Here is a 24,034-nt window from a genome sequence, read left to right as displayed (position 1 = left end):
CGGTCCGTACGACGCCGAAACGCGATCTCTTCTCTCCAGGCTCAAGCATCGGGCCGCCCCGCCCACCTCCACCTTCCTTCCTCCTCTCCCCCATCTCCATCGGAGTGACGAATGACGAAATTCCGCCGTATCGACCCTGAGATCAGCCGCCGCACGTTCGTGAACTACTCGCTGGGCGTGGCCGCGGGCGTGAGCGCCCTGAGCTTCATCACGATCGTGGGCAGCGCGCGTCCCGTGAGCCGTCAGACGCCCGACAAGCTCCCGCCCGCCGAGGGTGACATCCTCGTGTACGCGGAGGGCACCAACACCGGCAAGCCGGTGGACATCGGCACGCTCGAGCCGAACCCGACGCGCGCGTACCCGCAGCGCAAGACGAAGTCCGGCGAGACGATCCTGAAGAAGGGCGAGCAGGACTCCAATCTCGTGCTGATCTCGAAGTTCCCTGAAGGCCAGCTCAAAGCGCCCACGAACCTGCAGGCGGCGCCGCAGGGCATCGTGGTGTATGGCGCGGTGTGCCAGCACCTCGGCTGCCAGGTGAACTGGAAGAACCAGGACCAGACCTACCTGTGCCCCTGCCACTCGGGCAACTACGACCCGAAGGCGGGCTGCAAGGTGATCGGCGGTCCGCCCCCCCGTCCCCTGCCGCAGCTTCCCGTGCGCGTCGAGGGCACGCAGCTGGTCGTGACGGGCACCTACCTGATTCCGCCGTACGGCGTGTCGGAAGAAGAGTACGAGCAGTACAAGCAGCTGGCTGAGGAGGCGACCAAGGCATGAACCAGTGGCTCGACGAACGTCTGAACATCTCGCGCCTGAACGACAAGTTCCTGCGCAAGGCCTTTCCGGTCCACCACTCGTACTTCCTGGGTGAGATCACGCTGTTCAGCCTGATCATCCTGATCCTGACGGGCATCTTCCTGGCGCTGTTCTACGAGCCGAGCCAGCAGCTCGTCGCGAACCCGCTGGACCCGAAGGGCACGCAGGTGCCCGCCGCGTTCGCGTCGGTCATCCAGATCAACGGTCTGCCGTACGGCGACATGCTGCGCCGCATCCACCACTGGTCGGCGAACATCATGATGGGCGCCGCCGTGATCCACATGATGCGCATCTACTTCACGGGCTCCTACAAGAAGCCCCGCGAGATCAACTGGTGGATCGGCGTGCTGCTGCTCGTCTTCACGGCGCTGACCGCGCTGACCGGCTACAGCCTCCCGTACGACAACTACGCCTACACGACCCTCAAGGTGATCTACGGCATCGCGGGCTCGATCCCGTGGGTCGGTGACTTCATCGCGCAGCTCGCGTTCGCGGGTCAGTTCCCCGGCGACCGCCTCATCCCGCGCATGTACGGCTACCACATCATGCTGCTGCCCGGCGTCCTGCTGGGCCTGACGGCGGCGCACATGCTGCTGATGATCAAGCAGAAGCACACGCAGCCCGGCTACGCGAAGCGCATCGCCTACAAGAAGATCGTGGGTGTGCCGCTCCTGCAGGACCAGAGCTTCATCATGGTCATGCTCGGCCTGCTGCTGCTCGGCATCATCATGCTGTTCAGCGCGTTCATCCCGGTGCACCCGGTGGAGTTCTACGGTCCGCCCAGCAACCAGACGCCGCCCATCAAGCCCGACTGGTACTTCCTGTGGATCTTCGGCATCCTCGCGATTCTGCCGAGCACGCTGGAGTTCAACATCCTCGGCGGCACGTTCAACTCGGAGTTCCTGGGTGGCGTGCTGGGCGCGGGCCTGATCGTGCTGATCTTCCTCGCGGTGCCCCTGCTGGACCGCACGAGCGGCCGGGAGATGCACTACTACAGCGAGAACCCCACGGACCACCCCGTCCGCCTGGGCCTCGGCATCGCGATGACGGCGCTGCTGCTGGTGCTGTCCGTCGCGGGCTACAAGCCGGAGATCGTGAACGCGGGCGTCCTCACGAACGAGAACGCCAACCCGGTCTTCTGGATCGCCTCGGTGGCCGTGCCGGTCATCGCGTACTTCCTGACGATCGGGATCGTGCGCATGATCCGCTGGCTGCGCGCCGCCGACGAGCGTGACCAGCGCGCCGCGGCCGCCGCGGACGACTGAGCCGACGCTTCCCGAGGAGGAGGGGCCGCCCGTGGGCGGCCCCTCCTCTCTTCGTGTCCCTGCGGCGCGTCGTCTAGACTGACGCCGTGCGACAGGACGATCTGGCGCTGGAACTGGCGCGGGTGGCGCGGCGCCTGGGGCTCTCGGCGGGAACGCTGGACGACGCGGACGACGCGAGCGTCCGCGAGCTGTGCGGAGCGCTGCTGCGTGAGCTGGGCGCGCGCGGCCTGCTGCCGCTGGAGGCGGACGTGGGCTGCCACGCCGCCCGGCGCGAGGGTGGCAACTGACTACCCGGCCCGCGCGCTCGGCGGCTAAAATGGAGGGTATGGCCGGTCACAGCAAGTGGGCTCAGATCAAGCGCAAGAAGGGCGCGAACGACAAGAAGCGTTCCGCGATCATCAGCAAGCACATTCGCGCCATCACGGCGGCGGTCCGCAGCGGCGGCAGCGGCGATCCCGCCGCGAACCTGTCCCTGAAGAACGCCATCGCGGCGGCGAAGACGGACACGGTCCCGGCGGACAACATCGAGGGCGCCATCAAGCGGGCGGTCGGTCAGGGCGAGGGCGGCGCGGACTACAAGGAGGCGACGTACGAGGGCTACGGTCCGGGCGGCACGGCCATCCTGATCGAGACGCTGACGGACAACGTGAACCGCACCGTCGGCGAGATCCGCGCGGTGTTCAACAAGCGCGGCGGTAGCCTCGGCAACAGCGGCAGCGTCGCGTGGCAATTCGAGAAGAAGGGCCTCATCCTGATCTCCGAGCAGGGTGAGGACGCGCAGGAGGCCGCCATCGAGCTCGGCGCGGAGGACCTCAGCGAGACGGAGGACGGGCTGGAGATCAGCACGGACCCGACGGACCTGCACGCGATCAGCGAGGGCCTCACGTCGCGCGGCTTCTCGGTGGAGTCCGCGCAGGTGAGCATGCTGCCGAGCAACACGGTCGAGGTGTCCGGCGCGGACGCGGACAAGCTGATGGTGCTGCTCGAGGCGCTCGAGGAGCTCGACGACGTGCAGAACGTGTACAGCAACGCTGACCTCAGCGCCGTCGAGGCGTAGGTCCACGTGTTCGCGGCGGCGCTCCCTCACGGGAGCGCCGCCGCTTCGTAACCCACGTTCCCACCCTCAGCGTCCCTTCATGCCATTCTTGCCTCACATGTACGTTCAATCGGTCCGCTTCGATCACTCCCCGAAACTTCACCAGATGAGCACCGACACGCCCCATCCGGTGGGGGCGCGCGTGGTGGTCCACAGCCGTCGTGGACCGGAGATCGCGCGTGTCCGCACGGAGGCGACGGTTCACCCGGACGTGGGGCGCTTCGGTCCGATCCTGCGCGAGGCCACCCCGGAAGACCTCACCCGGCACGAGGAGCTCCTGCGCGAGGCGGAGGACCTGAAGTGGATGCTGCGAGCCCGCGCCCGCACGCGCGGGCTCGGCGTGAAGATCGTGTCGTGCGAGTTCACGCTCGACGGGGCGCTCCTGACGGTCTGCTACAGCGCGGACGAACGCATCGAGCTCGGCAGCCTGATTCAGGACCTGCGCGGGCACAGCAAGGCGAAGGTGAACTTCACGGCGGTCGGGCCGCGCGAGCAGGCCATGACGCTCGGGGCGCTCGGCGCGTGCGGACGGGAGAACTGCTCCAGCACGCACCTGCAGGATTTCGCGCCCGTCAGCATCCGCATGGCGCGCGATCAGCAGCTGCCGCTCAACCCGGAGAAGCTGTCGGGGCCCTGCGGGCGGCTGCTGTGCTGCCTGCAGTACGAGCACGGGATGTACCAGGAGCTGCTGCGGGACCTGCCGCGCAAGAACGCGAAGGTGTGCCACACCTCCAGCGGCGCGTGCGGGAAGGTCGTGAAGCTCAATCCCCTGGAGGGCACCGTGGACGTCTACACGGACGCGGGCCTGCTCGCGGGCGTGCGGCCCTCGGAGCTCACGCCGATCAAGGGGCAGGACGGCGGCGGGCGAGGTGGGGACTCCCGCTGAGGGGCGTTGCGTGTCGCGCGCGGCTCTGCTAGACTCTTCGGGCACGCGGAAACCAGGACCGCGCGCGTCGTGACGTGGGTCCTTAGCTCAGCCTGGTAGAGCAACGGTCTCCAAAACCGTGGGTCGTAGGTTCGAATCCTTCAGGGCCCGCCACATCGGCAAACATCCTCTCTTCGGAGGGGATGTTTCTTTTTCTCCCTCCGGGTAGTCTCCAAAACCGACCGGAGGGAACCACCACATGTTCAACCCCCAGTCCGACCACCCCAGCACCCTCGACGACCTTCTCGAAGCCTTCATCCAAGAGCAGCAGTACCGTGGCAACTCCCCCGCCACCCTCGGCTGGTACCGCAAGATCCTCGAGCTTCTGCGACGCAGCGGCGTCCACACCGCCCAGGACTTCACCCGACACAACATCATGCGTTTCATCCTCGCTGCACGCGAGCGAGGCCTCTCCATTTCCACCCTGCGCAACTATGACCGTGCCCTTCGAGGGGTCTGCAACTGGCTGCACCGCAACGGCTACCTCTCGCAGAACCCTATGAGTGGTCTCCCCCGCCCCAAGGGTCAGGAGCGGCAGGTGCAGCCCTTCACGGTCGCGGACATCGAACGCATCCTCACGAGCGCCCGAAGCTCCGAGCTTCCCCTCAGGAACACCGCGCTCGTCCTGATCCTGCTCGACACCGGAATCCGCTCTGGGGAAGCCTGTAACCTCACCCTCCGCGACGTGGACTGGGTGGAAGGCCTGCTCAAGGTTCGTGGCAAGACTGGCGAGCGCCTCGTGCCCTTTGGCGCCAAAACCCGGCGGGCCCTTCAGATGTACCTGCAACGCGAACGACAAGTGCCCAACCCGAGTGTTCAGCATGTCTTCGTGGCTGAAGGCCGTCCGCTCGAGTCCACCAACCTCAATCCCATCGTGACCAAGCTGGTACGCCGAGCAGGGCTTGAGCGAGCCAAGGTCGGGCCACACACCTTCCGGCATACCTTCGCGACGAGCTTCCTCCGCGCCGGTGGGGACGTCTTCACGCTGCAGCGCATCCTAGGCCACAGCAAGCTCGAGATCACCCAGGGCTATGTCTCCCTCCTGATGGGTGACATCCAGGCTGCGCATCGGCGCTTCTCCCCGGTGGATCACCTGGGTAAGTAGACGAGGAGCAGCACAACAGAGGCGCACGCGCTCCTCAAGGCGCCTGGAGTGCATTGAGTAGGTCATTGGTGGCGCGGCCCCTTGACCGCGCCACCCCTAGGTTGGAAACGCTATCCAAGATCAAGGGTGGAGGATCCACGATGTGCCCTAATTGAACTGGAATCAGCAGGAGATTGGACGAGTCCACTCCTGCTGACATTCGTCTCTAACGAGCTTCTTGCCACGTAGACTACCCTCGAAGACCACATGCCTCACATCAAGACATTTGCCCCTGCCGTTGCCAGCGCCCTCGCGTTCGTCCTCTCAAGTTGCAGTACCTCACCCGCAGCACAACAAGGCCTAGACAAACAGCCTGGCCGGTTTAGTCTCTCCCGTGCAGAAGGCCTGAGCGGTCAGGCTCTACGCGACTCTTCCGCCGCGTCGTCCTCTCTGACTACCCAAGCAGCCACGACTATCAATGTTGGCGACATTAAAAATACGAGCACGTACTACTTCATTCTCGCTAACTCAGGCGGCACGCCTATTACCGACATCAAGCTCACGTCGTCCAATCCTGCCTTTGCTGTCTCTCCAGGTGGGATCGACTCGCTCGGCACAACTCAGGACGTGGGTATTATCCCGATCGTCAAGGTTACAGCTGTGCACGGAGCTTCTAGCACTGGACTCGGTACAGCACCTCTCCTTCCCATGGGAATGAATGAGTCTGTCGTCCACATAGAGGGCGTTACTAAGGATGGCAACAACAATGCAGTGCCTGTTGTTCTTGACGCGACAGTACAGGGGGACGCAAAACTTATGAACGTCAGCTTGACACACCAGGGACAGGACGTTCCACTCAATACGAGGCAACGCGTCCTTCCTTGTGCCGACTGGATAGGCGCCACACTGTACCTCCGGTGTGACAATACCGAGGTGACCTTCAAAAACACTGGGAACGTAAGCCTCAAAGTCACGCAAACGTCCACGTCCGATGGCAGCCCGACTCCGCAGGGGCCTTTCATCCTCCAGCCAGGCGAAGCCTTCACTTCCACGGTCAAGCAATGGGGTGAAGCCGCTTGCTACTCGCTCGATAGCGGCAACGTACAACGTGACCAGACGCAACTCCCCGTGTTACTCGACGGCACCTCGCAACTCTGCGTGCTTCATTTCCCGGGGTTTCGTTAACCAACTACTAGTTCTAGCGTAGGCGGTCAATATAATGAACGTGTATCGACACGCCATCAAGGCTGGGCCCTGAAAGGTCGAGTGAGCTGACGCAGATGACCGTCCTTGTCCGGCTAGCACCGGGCGCTAATGAGCAACGAACGTGAGGCTCCCGCCGCGCGCAACGTCGTGTTCCTCGACTGATCCTTGAGGTACGTCAGCAACCACCCCACGGTGTTGAACAGTGTGGGGTGGTTACTGACGTACCCTAAAGGACAGGTCACTGTCAGCTTCGTCGTGAAGGACGTGCAGGGGCCGATTGGACGATGGCGGCAGAAGTTCGATCGAGCACGGCGCCGGCACCAAACCGTTGCTGCTCCCCGTCAACAGCCTACATAGAATGGACAATGTGCCTGTCTACGACATCGTCCGAACCCGTCCCAACATGAACGCCCGAATCTGGTGGAACGAGTTTCCGTCGGAGTACGAGCTGCACACGGATGGACAGTTTACGGAAGTTGTTGCTGACGCTTCCGAGGGATGCACGTGGGGCGCTTGCCGTGCCGCAGTGGCTCTTGACTACATCTCGGGCATGCCACGCTTTGGGCTGCTCGGCGGGCGGTTCACCCCGACGACCTCTGGACAGTTCGTCCTCCGACTGCCTCAATCCCCACTCGACGTCCAGTGGTGGGAAGCCGCGCCAGGCAGAAAGCTCGGCTTGCCCGGAGAGTACGGCCCGGCCGTGGGTACCGGTGTACTCGGGCGGGAAGGGGAATGGCTAGATGTCCCGTCTGGCGTGCTCACACTTCACGTCGCGGCACATGACGAAGTGTATTCGGCTCCCGTCGTGTTCGTCCGGGTCGCTCGGGCCCTACGTTCCGTGATGTCGCTGTCGAGCGAACTCGATGCTGAGACACTGGATCGCTTTCAGTTCTAGCTTCTTCTCTCGCGTTGGAGCACGGCTCCACCACAAGCACAGGGCGCAGGGGCATCAAGCGGTCGTGTTACAGGAATCCGAAGTCGACCAACTCAACGCGGTCGCCCCAACGTGTCACGGTAGTGACTCACGTCCTGGGAATCGCATTCCATGGGATGGACGTGCGTCATCCGCCGCCAGGCCGTCATGTGCTGGTCATCAATCAGGACTTGCGGCTTCGGTAGGAACGCGACGAAACACTCCTCAAGGCCACACTCGACCGCGCTCTGGCGGGCGTATTGCGCCCCACCTGAGCTCCAGCAGTACAGCTCTGCTCCCTGCTCGAAGAGCCGCCGAACCTGCTTGATCACGGTAGGAATCGGAATGCGGCTCTTGCCGTAGTTGCGGATCAACGTCTCGTCAACGTCGACGTACACCACAAGCGGAGCGGGAGTGCGAGTCATGACCCTACTGTAGGGCGCTCAGCTGCTCGTGGCCTGCGGAGCTCGACACGAACGAGGACGCGCAGCAACGAGCGGAGGAACCGTACGGCGGGCACTCCGTCAGGGCTCGGGCCCAGCCGTTGAAGGTGCGTGACAGCCGGCAGCATGTCGAAGGGCGTGTCCGGAGCCCTCTCAGGCGCCTCTCTGTTTGAGCCGGGCTCCTCGTCGCCGCACAAACGTTGTCGTGTGTTCCTCGATATCAGAGGGCTGGAAGGACGGCGCCGAGCAGATTGGGCACCAGCACAAGCAAGATGACCATGCCGCCAAGGAGCGCGTGTCGCCGTCCTTGTCTCCGCCCCGCTGCATCCTTCGCGCGCTGTGCGCCCACGATGCCAAGCCACGCAGAAGCCGCTCCTGCGGTCAGCGCTCCGAGTTCGAAGGTCAGCAGCACGTTCCGGACGTCCTGCCACTCATAGCCCTCCGGGAGGGGCGAGCCCAGCAGCCCCCACGGGATCCACGCGTACGACAGCAACCACAACGCGAGGCCCACGGTGAGACACGTCGCGGCGAGACGAGCGGTTGACCAGCGTGAAGACGGTAGCCTCACAGACCCCCTTGCCGTCAGAAAACGAGACGGATACCTCAGCGTACAAGTGCGAAGGCCACCGAGGCCTGTGAGCTCTCGGTACACTGCGGACATGACTGGTTCTCCCACGTCGGAACGCACCCCTGCCGCCGTGCAGCGGATCGTCTGGCTGCAGGAACGGTACGGCGCTCAGCACCCGGACGTGCACGAGAAGCTCCTCGCCGCGGGAGGGGATGCGGCGGTGATGTCACCGCTCGGGTGGTTCGAGGAGGCCTTCCTCACCCGCGCGGTCGTGTCGAGCGGCCCGGCGCGCTCCGGACGGGGGCGCAACAGTGACTGTCACCGCAACGCCAGCAAGTATCACCGGCAGAACCCCGCCCGGTACGAGCTCGTCACAGGTTTCGCGCTGAATTGGGATCCGGACGGGGTGGGCTGCTGGCGTCCGCACTCCTGGGCGTTCGACACGAAGAAGGGCGAGATCGTCGAGACGACGGTGCCGCGTGACCTGTACTACGGCGTCACCCTCACACCCGACGAGGCGGACGTGTTCGCAAGCGACTACGATCATGACTGACGACCTGGACGCGGTGGTGGAGCTGCTCGACAGCGCGAACCACGTGGCGGTGATGACCGGGGCGGGCGTCAGCAAGGCCAGCGGCATTCCCACCTTCCGTGATGGGCCGGACGCGTGGTGGGGGCAGGTGAATCCCCTCAAGCTCCTGACGCAGGCGAGCTTCGACCGTGATCCGGGGGCGGTGTGGGGCTGGCATCTGCACAAACGCCGTCTGTCGTTGAGCAAAGGCCCGAATGCGGCACATGAGGTGCTCGCCGCGCTCGAACGCCGTCCGTACGCCAGCTTCACCCTCGTGACGCAGAACATCGACGGCCTGCACGCCCGCGCGGGCTCCTCCGGCGTGCTGGAGCTTCACGGCAGCGTGCACCGTGCCCGCTGTGAACGCTGCGGTCACCTGTACGAGCTGGACGACCTCGGGCAGGACGACGAGGCGTTGCCGCGTTGCCCGGCGTGCGGTGAGGTGCTGCGTCCGGACGTCGTGTGGTTCGGCGACGACCTCGACGCGCGCGTCCTGAGCTCGTCCCAGCGGGCGTTCGCGGAGGCGGATCTGGCACTGGTGATCGGCACGAGCGCGCAGGTGTACCCGGCGGCGAGTCTACCCACCCTGACGCTGCGTGGGGGTGGGCAGCTGGTGGAGATCAACCCGGAGGACACGCCGCTGTCACGCTTCGCCGACGTCCGCGTGACGGACGCGGCGTGGGCGGATGGGCTCCTCGATTCCCTCGAGAATTGAGGTCAGAGGGCCTAATATTCCACGGCGGGTGGGGGAAACATCTCATTACTTCGTCTCGCGATTCCGTAAAGCCCGCCATTCAGTCAGCACTTGGGCGACGGGGACACGAGGTTGGCGAGAGTAGAGCCCGTGCTTGAGCGGACGCCCCGGAGGACGTGGCACCTTCTTGCCCTGCTGCCGCGCAAGGTATTTTGCCAACGGGTCAAGCTGCCGTTGAGTCACTCCTCCGTGGGAGCGACAGAGGAAGCGCCCCTTGAGGCTGATGCTCGAGGCATAGCGATTGCAGTAGTGACACCGCCAAGCCCATCCACCACGTGGGGTGGGCCGCAGTCGGTCGAGATGATGCCGTAAGTCCTGTGGGCTGACTGACGGAAGTTGATCGCTCTTCTTTCGTGCCATGCTCCGAGTGTGAGCGTTGCCCCCGGGGGCAATGCCCGGCAATGAATACGAGCCATCGGGGATGACCCATGGGGTTAGCTGCTGCACACAGGCGAGGGGCAATGCCCGCAAGAGCTGCCTCCCGGCCCCATGGCCAAGGGTTGTGCGCCGCATCGTCCTACCCTTCTCCACGTCGGGGCTCTTAGCAGGACTTATTTATGAGTCTGCACAATGCATTGTGCAATGACGAATCTTTACAAACCGAGCAGATTGAGCAATATTGAGTACAGCCAAGTTGCGGAAGCGGCAGAAGTGCCGCGCCGGGACATGTTCTCCTCACCAACTTTGACACCACATCTACATGAGGAGGACACAAGATGTCCAAGGTTTCTGACATACCCCCAGATAACGCCCGTACTTTTTTAGAGGCGGGACGAACAGCATCAGCTCCAACGGTGCTGCCTTCGCCTCTGCTAACCGTCGTCCAAGCGGGCCATTACCTCCAGCTCAGCAGGAATCGTGTCTACGAGCTCTGCCGATCGGGCGCCATACCAAGTGTCCGAATCGGAGGGAGTATCCGAATTCCGCTTGCCGCCTTGGAGAAGCAGGTTACCTCGAGCTTGAACAACCCGGATTAGCGGGTCAACCTCAGGTCTCCTGTACCACAACTCATCTCTTAAGACTCAGGAAGTTGTGCCCTCGCTCGGCACAAAGGACTCGTGTCGCCCTGTCCACCACCCAGGGCGGCAAGGAGGCCCTATGCCTCAAGCCTTCCCTACCAAGGATAGAAATGACTTACATCGACATGCGCTCCCTCCAGGCGGGAGCATTCCCCCTCAATCAACATGATCGCAGCGCTCCGCAGCAAACCGGGGGACGACTAGCATCAGGATTTGACGGTCGCTCGTGGAAGACCCAGGGTGCCTCCCCCTACCCTCAACGCGACACGATCAAAGGAATTTCCGAAAGCCCTGGATCGGGCCGCAACCTCATTCCGCTGACTTTGGATGCTGCTCACGAGGAGCACTTACGTGAGAGCGCCATTTCAGCGGGGATCATCACAGAACGGGGTTACCTCACCACGTTCGGCCCTGTTCCCATCAAGGAGCGAGAACCTCGCTTCGGTAAGGCTCAGTTGCCGAAGAAGAGCGGTGGCCTTCTGATCCCGGTGTACCGTCTCGGGAATCCCAAGCCGTACGCCTGGGTAATGCGCCCGGACAAGCCCCGCGTCCGTGAGAACGGCAAGACCGTGAAATATGAATGGCCCAGTGGCGTGCCGGCCGTTTTGGACGTCTTACCGCGCTACCGAGATGCGTTACGTGACCTGCACATCCCCATCTGGATAACAGAAGGTGCTAAGAAGGCGGACGCCCTTGCGACTGCATTCGGGAGCGACATCGTCCCAATGAACATCAACGGGGTGTACGGGTGGCGTACACGAGTGGACGACTTCAGCAAAGCCACCGCGTCGCTCTCCGACCTCGAGGAGATCCCGTGGCAGGGACGTCAAGTCGTCCTAGCCTTCGATTCGGACGTGAGGTACAACCGCTCTGTACGGGACGCCCTCATCCGATTCGCCCGCGTCCTTGCCACGAAGGGCGCGGAAGTCCTGATGCTGGTACTTCCACAGGAGAAGGGGGGCGAGAAGCTCGGAGTAGATGACTTCCTCGCGCAGGGATACGCGGCGACCGAACTGCACACTTACCTGCAGAGCGTGACAGAGGCCGCCGTCGTTGGACGGGAACGCTTTGGGCGGCATCCCGACACCCAGGAAGACCTGTACTTCCCTGCTAGATGGGTGAACGCGCACAACGCCATCGCGTTGGAGGAGCGCGGACGTGTCGAGGTTGTGTACCCCGGCCGGCTGGTCGTGTGTGCCGTGGGAGTCGATGTCGCGACGGACATCGAATCCTTGGAGGTGCGGTTTGACGTGGGAAACCGAATCGTGTCCGTGGTAGCCCCTCGTGCCGAGCTGGCCACCCGCAAGGGAGTGATCGCACACCTCGCGGCTCGCGGAGCGCACGTGCACGAGGGGAACGCCGCGAAGATCGCTCGGTTCATCACCGAGTTCACAGCTGAGAATCAGGGAGTCTTGCCTCGCCGCCTCTTCAGCCACCGCCTCGGCAATCTTCCTGATGGCACCCTCGTAGCCCCATCAGCGGCCATTGGTGGTGAGGTGAAGTACCTCGGGCGGCATGCCGGGCACGTAGGAGAAGATCCGGAAGCCTGCCTCACCGTCCTTCGTGAAGTGGCCACCTGGCGTGGGGCGTGGCCTCTGTGGGCGGCGCTGGGCTTCAGTCTCGCGGCACCCTACATGGGTCGACTGCACGTACGGCGCAATCCTGTGATGTACATCGCCGGGGACAGCAACACGGGCAAGACCAGCGTCGCCTACTTCGCCTTGAGCTCGTGGGCAACGCCAGGCATGGCTCCGTTTGTTATGCAGGGCATCCGCACCACCGAAGCTGGAATCGCGCAGAACTTAGAGGAGTTGGGGGGGCTGCCTGCCCTCTTGGACGAAGCGCACACTGTGCGTGACCCCGAACGCCTAGAAGGCGTCGTGTATGCCTTCGCGAACGGGCAGACGTACACCCGAGGAGGTCGTGACGGCCAAGTAAGAGGGGGCACGTCGCTCAGTGGCGCCCTGCTCCTCGTGGGCGAGGCAATTGCAGAATTTAAGCATGCTGGGAGTCGAAACCGCGTGTTATATGTGGATGCGGACAGCGCCCCTCCCCTCGGTGAGGAAGCGACACGCGGCAGTCTGATCGGCGATTACCGAGCTGTGCTTCTGGAAGAAGCGTGGAAGCAGGGTTCAGGGCATCTTGGCCCTTGGGTCGCGCGCCAGGTGCTAGGTCAGTGGGAGGCCTTCGTTGACACGGTGAAGCAACTGCGCGGCGCGGAGCAGTTCAAACCTCTGAAGGATTACGCGGAGGCTACTGCCGTCCTCTTCGCCACGCTCAGTGTGCTCTTTGAGGCGCTGGATATGGAGATACCTGCTGACGTCGCTTTGCTCCCCGAGCGCCTTGCCGTCTCGCTGGCCACATCACGAGCAGAACGTCCGGCACACCTCGCTGCGTGGGAGAACATTACAACCATGATCCTGCAAGCTGAACGCGAAGGAGGACGGAGCGGCGAGACGCTGCTGATGCTTCGAGGCGAGCTGATCGGCTGGGAGGATGGGCGATACGTGTATATCGCTACAGACACGCCCGCTTACAAAGACCGGGTAGGCCGTGACGCCGCACAGCTCCACGGGCGGCGTTGGGCAGAACAGGGCTGGATCAAGCCAGATGCCAAACAGCGCAGTACAGTCGAGAAGCGGTGCAGATCTCGAGGTGGTTTGAAGTCGCGCACATTGTGCATTCTCCTTGACGTCCTCGAAGCAGGAACAGCTGACTGAGCAGCTATTGACTCTTGCATGTCTTCGTCACACCCTTCGACGCCCTGACTCGCCCTGATCGCCGGTGTTTCGCTACTTCCGGGTTGAGTCATGATGGAGAGGCGCCCCTCCCGAGAAAGCGAGGAAGCGATGACCTCCACCAACCTGGCGGCCGTGCAGGCCCTCGACGCGTCCGTCCTGACTTACGTCCTCGGGCAGGGCGACCATCAGCACCCCCTCCTCATCACGGACTTCACCGTCGACATCCTCAGTCGGCAAGGGGTCACCACGACCGACGGCCTGTTCCTGCTGCGCGGCCATGCGCTCTCGGACGGCACGCACCAGGCGTGGTCGGTGGTGCTCAAGATCTTCGACCCACCACACCTCGACCAGAAGGCGGACGACCTCTGGGCCGTTGATCGGGAGTACGAAGCGTACCGGTCGGGGCTGCTGAGTCACCTTTCCGGCCCCATGCGTACGCCCCGCACGTTCGCCTTCACAGAGCACGAGGGGCAACGCTGGCTGTGGATGGAACACGTTGAGGAAACGGCGCCAAGGGTCTGGGCGCTCGAACATTACGTGCGGGCAGCCCGGCAGCTGGGTGAGTTCAACGGCACGTACCTGACCGGCGCGGCCCTCCCGGAGTTCCCCTGGCTGCTGCGCAACATGGCCGAGCAGTGGTCGACGATGTTCGCTCCGACAGGCGCATGGGAATCACCCGTGGTGAAGCGGTTCTATCCCCCTGAGGTGCAGGCGGACGTGATGCGGTTGTGGGCGCAGCGGGAGGCCTTCTACGCGGCGCTGCGGTCGTTGCCGCAGGTCTTCTCGCACTTCGATTTCCATCGTCGCAACCTGCTCGTGCGGGGCGAGGACGTCGTCGCCGTGGACTGGGCGTGGTGTGGGCACGGCGCCGTCGGCGGTGACCTCGTGAATCTGATCGCCGGGAGTTGCATGCTCGGCGAGTGGGACGTCGCTGAAGTCGAGGTTCTGGAGGCGGCGGTGTTCGAGGCGTACGTGGAGGGGCTGCGGCGTGCGGGCTGGCAGGGAAGCTCGTCGCTCGTACGGCTGGGGTACACGGCGTGGCTGGCGTTGCAGTACGGGCTGGTGGGGCCGACCCTGACGCAGGTGTGGACGAGGGAGGAGCGGCAGGCACGGGCCGCCGAACTGTTCGGAGGCACGTCGGAGGAGTTGGCGGTGAGGTGGGCGGCGTTAACTACGTTCAGCGTAGGTCGGAGCGAGGAGGTTTCCGTGCTGCTGAGGGCAGTGAGGGGAGCAGGCCGCCATGCACGTCAGGCAGACCCGAATCCGGGATGACGGGGCGTGACCAAGTCATGCAGCCTTCAGTAAGTACGACAGACAAGACGCTCGTACGACAAGCGGACTTGCGTCCATGACGACGAAATGCTTGTTTGTCGTACCTGTCGTACCTATATCTATCTGTTGGCTGTCGACTTCACCAATTCGGGAGAGCGCTTCTAATACCGAGCGCCATCTCATAATAACGAGACGATAGGCAAACATGACGACAGGTGCGACAATTCCCCTAAAACCTGTCCAGGAAGGGCTCTAGCTTCGTCGTACATCAGTCGCACCTTAGACGTTATTGCACAACGTCTTCGTCGTACCCCGGCGTGGAGAACCAAAGTTGAGCACCGCCCGCTCAGTATAGTAATGCTGTGACTATAGATGCCCTGACAACGTTGCTTTCCATTGCCGGCCCAGCCCTCTGCGACGACCCACCACAGAACTTGCCTCCAGCCCCACCCGCCCTTCGTGATGAACTCCTGGCCCTGCTTCTCAGGCGGAACGGGTTCTACGCGTTCGAAGGGGCGTTGCATGTCTTGCCTGCATCCGGCGAGCCCACTGGGCTCCAGCAGTGGAACTCGCCCGACCTTTGGCGGGGCGAGTACGGTGAACTCGCCAGTAACTTGATCTTCTTCGCGCAGGATGTCTTCGGCAACCAGTTCGCATTGCATCATGATGGCGTGGTGCTGTTCGACGCGGAAACCGGCACTCAAGAACTCATCGCTCCGACCCTCCAAGGCTGGGCTGAGGCGCTCTTGGCCGAGGAGTACTGGACTGGATCGTCACTCGCTCACGCTTGGCAGGCGTACCACGGCCAACTCCCTGATGGAAAGCGACTCCTTCCCACACAGCTGTTCGTGTTGGGCGGCGCATTCGAGATTGAAAACCTGCGGGCAATAAACGCCGTCGAGAGCCTGCGGTTTCGCGGGGATGTCGCCCGGCAAATCCAACACTTACCTGACGGGGCACAGCTTCAGTTGAGGGTCGTGCCCTCCGAGTGACCGGCAGAATTGTTCGCCGCGGTCAGCTCGCGTTTTACCTGACGAGTGGTGAGCGGCACGAAATGCAAGAGCTGATCCCGCTGCTTGACAGCGGCCAGGTCAAGCGCACTGGTCGTGGCCGACCGAAGCTGCCTCCGCTTGCCCTCGCGGCTGATCGCGGCTACAGCAGTTACGCCACCCGCAACGAACTCCAACGGCGTGGTATTCGCCCTGTCATTCCACCGAAACGCGACTTGAAGCGAAGTTGGCGGTACGATCGCGAGCAGTACCGGAAGCGCCACCATGTCGAACAGATGGTGAACCGACTCAAGCGTTACCATCGTGTCGCGACGCGCTACGAGAAACGCGGGTGGATGTACCTTGCCGTCGTGATGATTTCTGCGATACGTGAGTGGGCAGCGTCGCTCGCCCTGCTGTAGCGGTGGGTGGCCTCAAGGTTCCTGAGGCCAAGCGTCGCCGGCGTGACGCGCCACGAAGTCGAAGTGGGCTTCGGTGCCAAAGGGCTCGTGGGCGAGTAGAACGTCGTCCTTGAGGAGTTAATACGCCTCAAGGACGACCAGGGGGTCGTGGGTGTCGCACGGACGAGCACGAGCGGTGATGTCAGCCACCACGGCGCGCTGCTCGGGGGTGAGGCTGGCGAGCAGGTGGTGGAACGCGTCGTCCTCGGGGAGGCCGTTGATGTTCCAAAATCCGGAGCGGATTCTCTGCGGGAGGACACCTTCGGCTTATTCCAACAGGGTGTCGATGAACGCCTTGTATTGGCTCAGCGGATCGGTGTTGCTCACGGCACCCTACAGCTTGCCTGCTCAGTGAGTTACCCGCAAACATTGGGAGCGTGCTTTACCAACGATCCTTAGGCGGGACGGACAGGAGTGGCTTGACGAGCCATCAGAGGCAGCTGGGGACGAGCGCTTCGACCATCCGGCTACGGTACGCCGAGGTCATGAAACCAGCTCTTACCGTCACACTGCTGAAGGCCGATGGGCAAACTCGCGGTCTGGGCATTGGAAAGTTTGGTATACCTTCCCTATGACGCATGGGTACCGGAGTCGAACACCTTACCAAGTTGAGGGAACGAATGTTTAAAACGCTGTCTTTATCAAACTTTAAAGGAATCGACAATTTAAAAGAGCTTGAAATTAAACCGATTACTATAATCAGCGGAACAAACAGCAGCGGAAAGAGCTCAGTTCTACAATCTCTTCTTCTATTAAAGCAGAACATGGGTAGTAGTATTGCAGAAGGGCCAATAACATTTAACGGCAATTTTGTTCACTTAGGCACCTTCCTTGATGTAGTGCATGGCCGTCAGAAAGACAGAGAGATTTCAATAAGCCTCAAGTTTTCGCTTACCCCGCAAAGAGAGGTGGGCGAAGAGCTCCCCACTTGGTACTGGCTTAGGGAATTTGTCCCGCGTGAAAACAATGTGCGGCTTGCTGAAGTGGAATACTCAATAGTTCTTGAACGTTTAAACGACGATAACTCGCCAAATGGAGATCATGAAGAAGATGTTGCAGTAAAGCACATGGAATTTTCAGTATTGGTTGAATCTCATAAGTCCAGCGTCGTGCTAGAGCGAGAAGGTAAACGCCGTTATAAGGCGAGATGGAAGAACATAAGTCCCCGCCGAGGAACTTCAACTGGTTCCGGTAGGGTAAGTGTTGGTTTTACCGGCCTGTTGCCAGACGTAATACGATTTGCGGAAGAGGACACCTCAGCGTCCACTATGTTCAACACTCTTCGGGCCATTAGATACATACTTCGCCGAGAAGTTAATGTGCTTAGGTATATTGGGCCTCTACGCCACGAACCACAACGACGCTACATAAGGGAGGAAGATTTTAGAGAAGTTGGTACGAAGGGACAGTACTCGCCGTACATTTTTCATAAAGAGCAGAACAAGAAGCTGAAAGATGTTGCGATGTATTCCTTCAGTGATGAGAAGTTTTATAACGTCGCAGAGATCTCTTTACGTGATGCACTAATCGATTGGATGGACGGTCTCGGTATTAAAGGCTTTGCTTCTAGCTCACGAGAAGAACTACTTAAGCTGGTAATGGATTCTCCCTCTGGTGCAAAAGTGAGCATTGCGGATGTAGGATTTGGGGTAAGCCAAATCTTTCCAATTCTTCTAGAGGGATTGCGCATGCCCAAGGGCGACATTCTTGTCCTTGAACAGCCCGAGATTCACCTTCATCCAAATCTACAAATGAATCTTGCTGACTTTTTAATTAGCCTTGCTATGTCAGGTAAGAACGTTATAGTGGAGACCCACAGTGATCACGTCATCAACAGACTGGTCAGAAGAGTAGTTGAGGACGAATCTAATCTTATTAACGATAAAGTTGCGATCTACTTTGCTAGTAACGATGGAAACTCGGTTTCTTTTACACCGGTAAAAATTGACGAAGCACGAGGACTTGTTAATTGGCCAAAGGATTTTTTTGATCAGACCGCATCAGAGCAAGAGAGAATTATGCTTGCCACCCTCAAACGACGTAAATCCGCAAGGCTCAAAGATGGTCACCCTAGACGTTAATTACCTCTTCCCCGATCTTGCATCTTGGAACAGCGAAACGCTCCGCGACGAGTTTCTAAGCGAGTTGTTGCAGATTCTGCGCATTAGCGATGTTGCTTCAAAGAAATACGTCATAAGTGACAGCATATACGACTACCTAGTCGACCTGAACAGTCGCGCCCCATATATTAAAGACGAACCATGGAAGAACGTGTTCTTCCCTATTATATATGCGAAATTTGCACGTCACTTTGACTTAAGTCCTGACGGCGATCCCCCTTTATCACTTAGTAACGAGTTGTCGGTAAACAACAATGATGAAGATCTTAAAAGTCATTTCATACGACAATTGTCTGGTTGCTACGCTTTAGATCCAAACACATTATTTCTACTAAGCAGAAACAACGCTAGAATCGCCGCTGACGGCTTAGTAATCACTACGTCTGAGGGTATCTATCATACTAGACCCGTAATGCCCGCAGCCTATCTTAAAGGTCTAGATTACTCGAGTTGTTGGCTAAAGACATCGAACGATACAGACACATTATCTTCTTTGATAACGCTGTTTTTTGATCTTTATGATAGCGACTATTTCGATTTTGAGTATTGCAGAGAGTTCGATTTTGAACCAGCATTTGTAAAGGATATTTACCAGATTACCGATCCAAAAATGCGACGGCGTGTGATTACTTCTATAGCTAAACGACTTCGCCTGAGACGCGAAAGCTGTGGCAGAAACACAGATATTAACGACCATTACATTGATCAGACACGAGATTGGCGGTTCTACGTCGGTGGATGTCGAATACACTACTCTGAATCGGACGACTGCTTCACATTCTCAAGGTTTTACGACGAGTCGGAACATGACGACTACAAGAGATAGCAAGGGATAAAGATATGAAAATTTGCATGCGTACATAGCTTCTATTGACGCGCCTCCTGCGACTCCTCTAGGAAGTCGTTGGGAGGCCTTTATTCTTTTGAAAAAGTTTGACGGCAATATGAACGTCGCCTTTGATCGACGTCAGGTCGGAGGGCAAGAACGACACAACGGCCATGTAAACCTCTCAGGGAAATCAAAGATTCTCGGGGAACTCCTTCAGTGGAGCAAGGCAGGGACGACTTTTCAAGAGAGAGATGCTTGTTGGAGCGCAGACGCAACTGATCCGCAGGCATTCGCACCACTCTCACCAACGGCGCCGTGAAGAAGTTCACTGTAGTAGGTACCCCCTCAACTTCCCCTTGCTACCGCGCTCGCCCGTCACGAGCCGCGCCATGGGCCTGTGGTGCCCACTGGAGGTCGAGGATGATGCAGGACGTCCAACCCACCCGTCTCACCGCCTACGTCCCGAAGGAGTACTTCTACGATGCCAGCAGGACGCTCCAGCAGGACACCGACGGCGCCCGCGACCGCCTGCGGGAGTTCATGGACTGGCTGCGGAGCGTTCCCGACGACGCCCTGCACCGTGCGGTCGCGCCGGGCAAGTGGAGTCCCGCCGAGTACGCCGACCACGTCGCGAGAGCCAACTGGCTCTTCGCCCGTCGCCTGCGCGAGCACAGGCCTGGCGAACCCCTGGAGGACGTCGGGTTCGGTGCCATGTTCCCGGACGGACGCGTCATCGCGCACGCCGGGACGGAACCGATGCCCGGCCGTGACCGCGAGGCGCTCCTGAGCGACCTGCAGGACTCCGCCCGCGCGCTGGAGGACGCCGTGAACGCGTACCTTCTCGAAGGTCGCCTGGACGAGCCGTGCATGCCGCATCAGTACTTCGGGCCGCTCACGGCGCGCGAGACGATGCGGCTCGCCATGACGCACTACGAACGGCACCTGAGCCAGCTGCGGCCCTGAACTCCGCGCCGCCCGCACACGCTTCCTCACCGGAAGCAGGACACGCCCCGCACCCTCACCAGGAGGTTCGTCATGAAGCAGCTGCTTGTCCTCACCGTGATGTTCGGACTGCTCACCCCCACCGCCTCGTCGGAGCCGAACCCCCGCGCCAACTGTCTCGCTCGCGTCGTGGCCCAGGCGGCGACGCAGGGAGGCATGCCGGAACTCGTGCAGGAAGGACGAGACCTCGCCGCGATGGTGGGCGCGACGTACGCGGAGCTCATCAGCACCGGCGCGAAAATCCGTACGGAAACCGTAGAAGAGTGCGTTCCTGCTGTCGTCGATGCCCTGACGAGCGAGCAGCGGGCCTCCCCCGCCCGTGGCGCCCGTCCCGCCGCGAACGAGCAGAAGCCGTCCAACCCAGCGCCGTAACGCTTTGCAAACACGACGGCAAACGTACGGAGACGATCCACGGCTCCTCCTTCTCCACCGTCACATCGATGAGGTCATGTCATGCGCCTGTTCTCGAGGTTGATCTCGACACTTGCTCTGACCGCCACGCTGGTTGCCTCTCCCGCGCTCGCCGTCTCCCTGGGACAGACCACCACGCTCAAGGGAACGATCACCGACTGGCCGCGTGGGCAGACCGCGGAATTGCGCCTCGAATCGGAACGCATGACCTTCGGGAGTGGAACGATCGATGCCAACGGCAACTTCACCCTGAAGTTGCCGGGCGCCACGACGCGTGATCTCAAACTCGTGCCCGTCAGGAACCTCCTCCAGTCACCGGACGGGAAGGCATGCGCCGGCGACGCGCGGGTCACACCTGACGTCGGCACGTTCCGGTTCTTCGAGCTCGTGGCGTACCGTGACGGCACATTCCTCGGGGACGTGCTGCAGCGCTCCTCAGCCCGACATGAACTTTCTCGCGGAGAAGTCACGACGAAGCTCGTGTACCTCGACCGAGATGCGGCACTCAATGGCTCGCTGCGCTGCGAGTCATTCACGGACGAGTGGAACAGCACCGTGAAGGCGGGCTGGAACCTCATCCTGTCGCGCGCGGGACGTGACGCGAAGGGGAACGTGACGTTCCAGCGGACGAGCGGGCCCATTCTCGCCACACAGAAGTGGCTTCTGTACTCCGAGTTCGGCGGTGTGGGGCTCAACTTCATCCCTCGGTTGGACGGGCCGGGCGTGCGGATCGAGCGGGTCGTGGAGGGCATGCCAGCGGCGAGAGCCGGTGTGCACGCCGGCGACGAGATCGTGTCCATTGACGGAGAGGACGCGGGCGCCTTCACGACGGGCGATGTCGCCCTCCGCGTAATGGGCGACCCGGGCACTCACCTGACGCTCGTCGTGCGCCGCGCGGGGAGTGCCACGCCGCTGAGCTTCGATCTCGTCCGCGCGGTGGTACGTATGCCATGACGAGCAGACTTCTTGAGGGTTGACTCTCCCGTTGCTGGAGAGCCTACCCTCAGGGCAAGGAGGGAGACGATGGACACGAACCTTGCCCGCTTCCAGTACGAGGTGCTCCGCGCCGGTGAACGCACCTCCGCGCAGTTCGACGACGCGCTTCCCCTGATGCCGGCGGCGGAGGCCGACGTCACGTCCTGGGTGAGCCCGTGGCGTATGGCGCTCGCTGGGGTGCTGCACCGCGTCGCCTTCCGGCTAGAAGGCCTCCAGACGCAGCACGCGTGAGGCCTGAGCGTCACGCCGTTCGCTGTGCAGCGTGACCCGAGGGAGGACGCATGGCGCACGACACGCGGGAAGAACCCCTGCTGGCCATCGGCCGGTTCGCGAAGCTCTCCCACATCACCGTCAAGACGTTGCGGTACTACGACGAGGAAGGCATCCTCAAACCCGCGCGTACCGATCCCTCGACCGGGTACCGCTCCTACACCCCGACGCAGCTCGAACACGCCCGGCTCCTGCAGCAGCTGCGCTTCGTCCACGTTCCGCTGGAGTTGCTCCGTGTTTTCATGCGTGATCCCACCCCCGAACATCAGCGGGAGGTGATGGACGAGCACGCCCGCAGGCTGGAGGAGGAAGTGGGGATTCTGCAGAACCGTCTTCGGACGATCTCGCGCAAGCGGCAGTTCCCGCGGAGCGCTGACCCGTACGAGGTACGTGTCGAGGTGCGGCCTTCCATGCCGATGGTGTACCTGCATTATTCGGTCAGCCTTGTTCGCATTGAGGAGACCCGCGCCCTGGCGTTCACGGAGCTTCGGGCGTACCTCGCGCGTCATCGTCTAGAGCCGGCGGGCCCACCGACATGCTTTTACCCGCCGAACGTCACGTGTCGTGACGAGCAGCACGTGTGTGACGTATACGCGGGCTTCGAGGTCGCTCGTCCCGTACCGGGCGAGGGCCGCATCCAGACCGGGTGGACTCCGGGGGGAAGCTGGTACGGCGCGAGGCATCATGGGCTGTACGAGTACATCGGGTACGCGAAGGCGCCGATCTTCGAGCGGGCGCAGGAGGATGACGTGCTGCACGGTCGCACCGCAGAGGACTGCCTTCACGCGGAGGTGTACCGGATCGGCCCTTGGGACACGCCGGATCTTGGGCAGCTGATGACGGATTCGCTCTGGTTGCTCCAGGTGGATTCGTGGGGTTCGTTGGGTTCGACCGAGGCGAGCAGGCAGGGCTGAGCGTGGGTGGTTGGAGCGGCGGCTCGGTTCGGCTCAGCCTGGTGGGGCAGCGGTCTCCAGAACCGTGGGTCGTAGGTTCGAATCCTTCGGGTCCCGCCACGTCGTGGAGCGCCCCCTCACCCGAGGGGGCGCTTTCCGCTGGCGTGGAGTTGCTACGCTGGGCGTCAGATGCTCAGGAACCGAGAGAAGAAGGCACCCATGAACGGCGGGCCCCGATGAGCGGCGGGCTCGTGGCGCTCCTCGACGACGTCGCGGCCATCGCGCGCCTCGCGGCGGCCTCCATCGACGACATCGGTGCGGCGGCGGGCAAGGCGGGCGCGAAGGCGATCGGCGTGGTCGTGGACGACACCGCCGTCACGCCGAGGTACGTGACGGGCTTCAGTCCGGAGCGCGAACTGCCGATCATCTGGCGGATCGCGCTGGGCTCGCTGCGCAACAAGGTCGTGTTCATCCTCCCGGCGGCGCTGCTGCTCAGCCAGTTCCTGCCGTGGCTGATCACGCCGCTGCTGATGCTGGGCGGCGCGTACCTCTGCTTCGAGGGCGCGGAGAAGCTCTACGAGGCCGTCACCGGCCACCACGAGGAGAGCGCGGAGGGCGGCGGGCCGAAGCTGTCGAGCGCGGAGCACGAGAAGCAGATGGTGTCCGGCGCGATCCGGACGGACTTCATCCTGTCGGCGGAGATCATGGCGATCTCCCTCGCCGAGGTCGCGGATCAGCCCTTCGTGTCCCGCGCGGTGATCCTCGTGGTGGTGGCGTTGCTCATCACGGCGCTCGTGTACGGCCTCGTCGGTCTGATCGTGAAGGCGGACGACGTGGGCCTGCGGCTCGCACGCACGGGGTCGAGCGCGGCGCAGGCGGTGGGGCGCGCGCTCGTGCGTGGCATGCCGGTCGTGATGTCGATCCTCGCGGCGGTGGGCACGGCGGCGATGCTGTGGGTGGGCGGGCACATCATCCTGGTGGGGCTGGAGGAGTTCGGCCTGGAGGGACCGCAGCACGCCCTGCACTCGCTGGCGGAGTCGGCGGGGCACGCGGCGGGCGCCCTCGGCGGGTTCGTGACGTGGCTGGTGGAGACGCTGGGGTCCGCCGTCGCGGGCGTGCTGGTGGGCGCCGTGATCGTGGCGGTCATGCACCTCGTGCCGAGACGCGCGGCGCACTGAGGTGGACGCGCTCACCCTGCGGGCCGCGCGAGCTGGACTACCTCCTCTCGGACGGCCGCTCCACGGCGGAGGAGTTCCTGACCTTCGCGCTCGCGCGCGAGGCGGGCACGTTCGGCTTCGGGGTGTTCCGCGTGACGGTCGGGCCCGACGATCGCGCGGTGGGCGCCGGATCGTTCGTGGTGGGGCGGGAGGCGGCGGCGCACGACGTCGCCGCG

25 protein-coding genes, 1 tRNA gene and 1 pseudogene are annotated in these 24,034 nt (G+C 62.1%); 23 read left to right on the top strand and 4 right to left on the bottom strand.

What is annotated here, in order from left to right; all coding sequences use genetic code 11:
* Positions 1-111 precede the first annotated feature (111 nt).
* The 9 genes from DEIPI_RS0117150 to DEIPI_RS38020 all read left to right on the top strand — a co-directional run bounded on the left by DEIPI_RS0117150 (position 112) and on the right by DEIPI_RS38020 (position 7,284).
* A complete protein-coding gene (locus DEIPI_RS0117150) occupies positions 112-774 on the top strand; it encodes a Rieske (2Fe-2S) protein (protein WP_027482571.1) in 663 nt (220 codons plus the stop codon).
* Entirely contained in the window at positions 771-2,078 is a 1,308-nt protein-coding gene (locus DEIPI_RS0117145) for a cytochrome b (RefSeq protein WP_027482570.1), read from the top strand. Before DEIPI_RS0117150 ends, DEIPI_RS0117145 begins: the two co-directional genes overlap by 4 nt.
* Before the next feature lie 86 nt (positions 2,079-2,164).
* Positions 2,165-2,365, top strand: a complete 201-nt coding sequence (locus tag DEIPI_RS0117140; protein ID WP_027482569.1) for a hypothetical protein — start codon at positions 2,165-2,167, stop codon at positions 2,363-2,365.
* A gap of 38 nt (positions 2,366-2,403) precedes the next feature.
* Complete coding sequence (locus DEIPI_RS0117135; protein ID WP_027482568.1) at positions 2,404-3,135, top strand: YebC/PmpR family DNA-binding transcriptional regulator; 732 nt, start codon at positions 2,404-2,406, stop codon at positions 3,133-3,135.
* Between the two features lie 97 nt (positions 3,136-3,232).
* Positions 3,233-4,060, top strand: a complete 828-nt coding sequence (locus tag DEIPI_RS0117130; RefSeq protein WP_027482567.1) for a PSP1 domain-containing protein — start codon at positions 3,233-3,235, stop codon at positions 4,058-4,060.
* Positions 4,061-4,136: 76 nt separating this feature from the next.
* Positions 4,137-4,213, top strand: a tRNA-Trp gene (locus tag DEIPI_RS0117125).
* 85 nt (positions 4,214-4,298) lie between these two features.
* Entirely contained in the window at positions 4,299-5,204 is a 906-nt protein-coding gene (locus DEIPI_RS32125; protein ID WP_052351803.1) for a tyrosine-type recombinase/integrase, read from the top strand.
* Positions 5,205-5,450: 246 nt separating this feature from the next.
* Positions 5,451-6,368, top strand: a complete 918-nt coding sequence (locus tag DEIPI_RS38025; RefSeq protein ID WP_157463755.1) for a hypothetical protein — start codon at positions 5,451-5,453, stop codon at positions 6,366-6,368.
* Between the two features lie 388 nt (positions 6,369-6,756).
* Positions 6,757-7,284 carry a hypothetical protein gene (locus tag DEIPI_RS38020; RefSeq protein WP_157463754.1) on the top strand — a complete coding sequence of 176 codons (528 nt, stop codon included), beginning with the start codon at positions 6,757-6,759 and terminating at the stop codon, positions 7,282-7,284.
* A gap of 92 nt (positions 7,285-7,376) precedes the next feature.
* On the opposite strand, the gene DEIPI_RS0117115 is transcribed toward DEIPI_RS38020, so the two are convergent.
* Positions 7,377-7,727: a DUF705 domain-containing protein gene (locus DEIPI_RS0117115; protein ID WP_027482566.1), complete on the bottom strand. Its 351-nt coding sequence runs from the start codon at positions 7,725-7,727 to the stop codon at positions 7,377-7,379.
* Positions 7,728-7,965: 238 nt separating this feature from the next.
* Positions 7,966-8,157, bottom strand: coding sequence for a hypothetical protein (locus DEIPI_RS0117110; protein ID WP_157463753.1), 192 nt, complete (start codon positions 8,155-8,157; stop codon positions 7,966-7,968).
* A gap of 247 nt (positions 8,158-8,404) precedes the next feature.
* Here DEIPI_RS0117110 and DEIPI_RS0117105 point away from each other — a divergent pair, with 247 nt between their 5' ends.
* The 7 genes from DEIPI_RS0117105 (at position 8,405) to DEIPI_RS36800 (ending at position 16,081) form a co-directional block, all read left to right on the top strand.
* Positions 8,405-8,866: a hypothetical protein gene (locus DEIPI_RS0117105; RefSeq protein WP_157463752.1), complete on the top strand. Its 462-nt coding sequence runs from the start codon at positions 8,405-8,407 to the stop codon at positions 8,864-8,866.
* Positions 8,859-9,599 (top strand): SIR2 family NAD-dependent protein deacylase, encoded by a 741-nt coding sequence (locus DEIPI_RS0117100; RefSeq protein ID WP_045234583.1) that lies wholly within the window; start codon positions 8,859-8,861, stop codon positions 9,597-9,599. Before DEIPI_RS0117105 ends, DEIPI_RS0117100 begins: the two co-directional genes overlap by 8 nt.
* Positions 9,600-10,354: 755 nt before the next feature.
* Positions 10,355-10,615, top strand: a complete 261-nt coding sequence (locus DEIPI_RS42285; protein ID WP_084474480.1) for a helix-turn-helix domain-containing protein — start codon at positions 10,355-10,357, stop codon at positions 10,613-10,615.
* 152 nt (positions 10,616-10,767) lie between these two features.
* A complete protein-coding gene (locus DEIPI_RS0117095) occupies positions 10,768-13,377 on the top strand; it encodes a DUF3854 domain-containing protein (protein WP_084474477.1) in 2,610 nt (869 codons plus the stop codon).
* Positions 13,378-13,506: 129 nt separating this feature from the next.
* Positions 13,507-14,670: an aminoglycoside phosphotransferase family protein gene (locus tag DEIPI_RS0117090; RefSeq protein ID WP_027482561.1), complete on the top strand. Its 1,164-nt coding sequence runs from the start codon at positions 13,507-13,509 to the stop codon at positions 14,668-14,670.
* 362 nt (positions 14,671-15,032) lie between these two features.
* Entirely contained in the window at positions 15,033-15,662 is a 630-nt protein-coding gene (locus DEIPI_RS0117085) for an SMI1/KNR4 family protein (RefSeq protein ID WP_027482560.1), read from the top strand.
* Positions 15,659-16,081 (top strand): transposase, encoded by a 423-nt coding sequence (locus DEIPI_RS36800; protein ID WP_084474475.1) that lies wholly within the window; start codon positions 15,659-15,661, stop codon positions 16,079-16,081. The genes DEIPI_RS0117085 and DEIPI_RS36800 overlap by 4 nt, the downstream gene beginning before the upstream one ends.
* A 12-nt stretch (positions 16,082-16,093) precedes the next feature.
* Here DEIPI_RS36800 and DEIPI_RS42280 read toward each other — a convergent pair.
* Positions 16,094-16,183 (bottom strand): annotated as a pseudogene (locus tag DEIPI_RS42280) (DUF6547 family protein); the annotation flags it as partial.
* Positions 16,184-16,740: 557 nt separating this feature from the next.
* Here DEIPI_RS42280 and DEIPI_RS38015 point away from each other — a divergent pair.
* From DEIPI_RS38015 to DEIPI_RS0117055, 7 genes are all read left to right on the top strand, one after another.
* Positions 16,741-18,201 (top strand): AAA family ATPase, encoded by a 1,461-nt coding sequence (locus tag DEIPI_RS38015; RefSeq protein WP_169737145.1) that lies wholly within the window; start codon positions 16,741-16,743, stop codon positions 18,199-18,201.
* Positions 18,202-19,489: 1,288 nt separating this feature from the next.
* Positions 19,490-20,032, top strand: coding sequence for a DinB family protein (locus tag DEIPI_RS0117080; protein WP_027482559.1), 543 nt, complete (start codon positions 19,490-19,492; stop codon positions 20,030-20,032).
* A gap of 72 nt (positions 20,033-20,104) precedes the next feature.
* Positions 20,105-20,443, top strand: coding sequence for a hypothetical protein (locus DEIPI_RS0117075; RefSeq protein WP_027482558.1), 339 nt, complete (start codon positions 20,105-20,107; stop codon positions 20,441-20,443).
* 81 nt (positions 20,444-20,524) lie between these two features.
* Entirely contained in the window at positions 20,525-21,436 is a 912-nt protein-coding gene (locus DEIPI_RS0117070; protein ID WP_027482557.1) for a PDZ domain-containing protein, read from the top strand.
* A 69-nt stretch (positions 21,437-21,505) separates the two neighbouring features.
* On the top strand, positions 21,506-21,709 hold the full coding sequence (locus DEIPI_RS0117065) for a hypothetical protein (RefSeq protein WP_027482556.1): 204 nt from the start codon (positions 21,506-21,508) through the stop codon (positions 21,707-21,709).
* A 50-nt stretch (positions 21,710-21,759) separates the two neighbouring features.
* On the top strand, positions 21,760-22,662 hold the full coding sequence (locus DEIPI_RS0117060; RefSeq protein ID WP_027482555.1) for a MerR family transcriptional regulator: 903 nt from the start codon (positions 21,760-21,762) through the stop codon (positions 22,660-22,662).
* A gap of 215 nt (positions 22,663-22,877) precedes the next feature.
* Positions 22,878-23,819, top strand: coding sequence for a DUF808 domain-containing protein (locus tag DEIPI_RS0117055; protein ID WP_027482554.1), 942 nt, complete (start codon positions 22,878-22,880; stop codon positions 23,817-23,819).
* 11 nt (positions 23,820-23,830) lie between these two features.
* Here the strand turns inward: DEIPI_RS0117055 and DEIPI_RS41015 are convergent.
* Positions 23,831-24,034, bottom strand: a 204-nt coding sequence (locus DEIPI_RS41015) for a hypothetical protein (protein ID WP_027482553.1), incomplete at its 5' end; no start/stop codon positions are given.

The organism is Deinococcus pimensis DSM 21231 (assembly GCF_000519345.1).
In the GTDB taxonomy this organism is placed as follows: domain Bacteria; phylum Deinococcota; class Deinococci; order Deinococcales; family Deinococcaceae; genus Deinococcus_A; species Deinococcus_A pimensis.
This window is presented reverse-complemented; position numbering and strand designations above follow the sequence as displayed.